The organism is Clostridiales bacterium (genome assembly GCA_017961515.1).
Classification (GTDB): Bacteria; Bacillota; Clostridia; order Acetivibrionales; family RGIG10202; genus RGIG10202.
Genome location: JAGCXC010000080.1, coordinates 1 through 4284, shown reverse-complemented (window position 1 = coordinate 4284; position 4284 = coordinate 1). Strand labels below are relative to the sequence as shown.

The window sequence follows — 4284 nt, the reverse complement described above, 5'->3', positions numbered from 1 at the left end:
ATCTGCTCCTTTGTCTATTAACTTATCCGCTATCTCTGGCCTATCATTCAAACACGCACGCATTAGGGCTGTTCTTCCAATATTATCTACTACATTTACGTCTGCTCCTTTGTCTATTAACTTATCCGCTACCTCTGTCATACCTTCCCTACACGCATACATTATTAAGCTTTTCCCAAACATATCCCTCATATTTAAATCAATACAACTATCAATTAAAATATTAATCTCATTCCACTGATCTCCTATGGCCCTAGAAAGACACCAATAGCTTGTGAACATTCTACGAAAAGCTCTATCTACTTTATTATTTGTAAAATCTAAAATTTTATTTAGAAAAGAATTAAAATACTTAGGCTTTAAATATCGAACATACACTGTCCCATATGTAAAGCTTACAATACTAGGCACTAAAACACCTACACTTAACATGCTCGCCAAATATGCAAATCCTAAACCTGGGAAAATTAGTGTTAGCCCCAACACAGAAAAATATGTCAAAATCTTACCTATATTTTGAGTTCTTCGATACATCCAGTCGATAACAAAATACTTCTGTTCATCAAATTTCATATACCTCTACCTACTTTCTCAATTATATAAACAACGATATGTTTACAAATAGTATTATAACATATTTTCTATTTTTGGTGCAACATTTTTGTGCGAAGTAATGTATGCAATTTCTGTTGTCCTTGTATAAGATAATAGAAAAATTGTACCCTGGCGTTGTTTCTGCACTTTTAAAAAAGGTGCTATTACACAAAAAAATAATCAATTACTTTCATAACGAATATTATAATTGATTATTTTTTGTGACAGCCTCTTTCTACCTACCCCTTAAAATTTTTTTATAAATTGAAACCACATACAATTAGTGTCAGTTCTGGAATTACATCATTTTAGCCTCTCTTTAACATTCTTTTATAACATCTCCTCCTTTTAATTATCCTAAATGTTTCCTTGGATTCAATGCATCTGTTTCTAATCTAATATAACATTTAAATACAAAATAATTATTATAATTCCCGTCCTTTTGAACAGTCTCCTCTACTTATATCCTCTATAACTTTTCTTCTTTTATTTACGAATGATGATGCTTCATCTTTCCTTAAATCCCTACACATATCTGTATAACGAATTGTTAATTGGTTTAAATTATACTCATGTTTTATCCATTTACACTTCAATTTCTTAAAAACTTCCTCTTCCGGCTTAATATTCTTGTTTATTTCACCAAAAAACTTTTTTAAATCGCTTATTTTCTTAAGTTTATCCGGACTTTGAGTCTCTATATTCCTTAATGACATATTAAGAGCTCTTATTTCTTTAATTAAATATTCATTTGCCCCTTTTATAAAAGTATTATGACCCTTCTCATTTAATTTATCCAATACTCTTTTTATATTAACTCCTTCATTCATTAATTTTACAACTATGTTTTTCTTGTTTCTTTCAACCGCAAGAACTAATAGGTCATCTCTAAAATCATTATCTCTAATTTCTGCCCCTCTATCAATTAATTTACTCACTATCTCATCCATTCCTTTTATAATCGCCCATCCAAGTGCTACTCTTCCCTCTCTATCTTCTATATTCAAATCTGCTCCTTTGTCTATTAACTTATTCGCTACCTCTGCCCTGCCAAACTTACATGCCAATATAAGCGGTGTGTTTCCTTCTATGTTTGCTGCATTTATATCTGCTCCTATGTCTATTAACTTATTCGCTATATCATCCATTCCATATCTACATGCATACAAAAGTACAGTATTCCCAAACTTACCTACTATATTTATATCTGCCCCTTTGTCTATTAACTTGTTTGCTACCCCTATCATTCCTCTCTCACATACTAACATAAATGCCGTATATCCATCTTTGTTTGCTATATTTACATCTGCTCCTCTATCTATCAACTCATTCGCTATATCTGGCCTACCCGCCCAACAAGCCCATATGAGTGCTGTATTTCCATTATCGTCTACCAAATTTATGTCTGCTCCATTATATATTAATTTATCCATTATCTTCATATTTCCTGTATCACACGCCCACATAAGTACTGTTCTTCCATATTGGTCTTTTATATTCACATTCGCTCCTCTATCCACTAACTTATTCGCTACCTCTGTCCTTCCTCTCCAACACGCCCATACAAGTGCTGTGTTTCCATTATCGTCTGTCGAATTTATATCTGCTCCTCTATCTATTAATTTGTCCACTATCTCTTTCATACCATTCGCACACGCATTCATAAGTGCTGTATTTCCATTCCCATTTACTGCATTTATATTTTCTCCTTTATCTATCAACTTATTAGCTGTCCCTGATATTCCTGACCAACACGCCAACATAAGTGGTGTATCCCCATTCCTATTTATCACATTTACATTTGCTCCTCTGTCTATTAATTTATTCGCTATCTCTGACATTCCTTTTTCACATGCTAACACAAGTACAGTATTCCGCCCGTTATCCACTATATTTATATTGGCACCTCTATTTATCAACCTGTTCGCTATCTTTGGCATTTTCTTTATAATCGCCCACATAAGCGCTGTACCTCCGTCTCTATTTATTATGTTTACATCTGCCCCTATGTCAATTAATTTATGTGCTACTTCCATCATTCCTCTCCTACATGCAAACGTAAGTACTGTATCTCCATCATTATTTACCATATTTATATTAGCACCTCTATTAATTAGCCTATCCGCCACCTTATCCATTTCTCTCTCAAATGCCAACATAAGTGGTGTATATCCATTCCTATCTGATACATTTATATGGGCACCTCTATCTATTAACTCATTTGATATCTCCTCCATCCCATTTCTAATCGCATAAATAAGTAACGTATCTCCTGAAATAGATTTCACATTCACGTACGCTCCTCTGTCCATTAACCTATTCACTGTCTCATATATCCCTCTATCAAGTGCAAATGCAAGTGCTGTACATCCACTACCATTTACTACATTTATATTAGCTCCTAAATCTATTAACCTATTTGCCACCTCTTCCATACCCTTCTCGCATGCCAATATAAGTACTGTATATCCATCCTTATTTACTACATTTATATCCGATCCTCTGTCTATTAACTTATGTGCTATATTAGCCATTTCGTGTTCACATGCATATAAAAGTGCAGTATTCCCAAATCTATTCACCACATTTATTTCTGATCCTATATCGATTAACTCATTCGCTGTCTCAGCCATTCCTCTCTTGCACGCGTACATAAGTACTGTATATCCATCCTTATTTACTACACTTATATCCGATCCTCTGTCTATTAACTTACTAGCTACCTCTGTCATACCTTTCTCACACGCGTACATTAGTGCTATATATCCATCCTTATTTACTACACTTATATCTGCACCTCTGTCTATTAATTTATTCGCTACCTCAGCCATTCCTCTCTTACACGCATACATAAGTGCCGTATCTCCAAATTTATTTACTATATTTATATCAGCTCCTCTGTCTATTAACTTACTAGCTACCTCTGTCATACCTTTCTCACACGCATACATTAGTGCTGTATTTCCATCTTTATTTACTACATTTATATCTGCTCCCATGTCTATTAGTTCACCAGCTATCTCTGACATTTTATTTATAGTAGCCCACATAAGTGCTGTATTTCCATTCCTATTCTCTACTTCTATATTTGCTCCATTGTACATTAGTTTTTTCGCTATTCTTGACATTTTATTTATAACAGCCCACATAAGTGCTGTATTTCCATCTTTATTTACTACATTTACATCTGCTCCCATGTCTATTAGTTCACTAGCCATATTATCTATTCCATCTCTAACTGAGCGTATAAGTTTAGTATCCCCGAACTTATCTATCGCATTTAAAAATCTATCCATCTCAATGTGCCCCCCCTATATTATGTAAACAAACTGCTCGCTTATATCTATCCTGTAATTATCATAATTCACGTCCTTTTGAATAGCTACCTTTGCTGATATCCTCTATAATTGGTCCGTTCTTTATAACGTTTCTTTTTTTATCTATAGATGATAATGCTTCATCCTTTTTAAAATTACTACATACATTTATGCAACGAATTGTCAATTGGTTTAAATCATACTCATATTTTATCCATCTATCTTTTAATTCCTCAAAAATAGCTTTATCTTGCTTAATATTCTTGTTTATTTCACCAAAAAACTTTCTTAAATTGCTTATTTCCTTAAGTCTATCTGGCATTCCCTTCTCTATATTATCTAACGGCAGATTAAGAGCCTTTATTCCTTCGTT

The 4284-nt window shown here is 33.4% G+C and carries 3 protein-coding genes; all 3 read right to left on the bottom strand.

What is annotated here, in order from left to right:
- The coding region (locus J6Y29_05545; protein ID MBP5427332.1) for an ankyrin repeat domain-containing protein at positions 1–573 on the bottom strand (573 nt) is incomplete at its 3' end.
- Positions 574–1019: 446 nt separating this feature from the next.
- Complete coding sequence (locus J6Y29_05540) at positions 1020–3890, bottom strand: ankyrin repeat domain-containing protein (GenBank protein MBP5427331.1); 2871 nt, start codon at positions 3888–3890, stop codon at positions 1020–1022.
- A gap of 61 nt (positions 3891–3951) precedes the next feature.
- Positions 3952–4284, bottom strand: a 333-nt coding sequence (locus tag J6Y29_05535; GenBank protein MBP5427330.1) for a hypothetical protein, incomplete at its 5' end; no start/stop codon positions are given.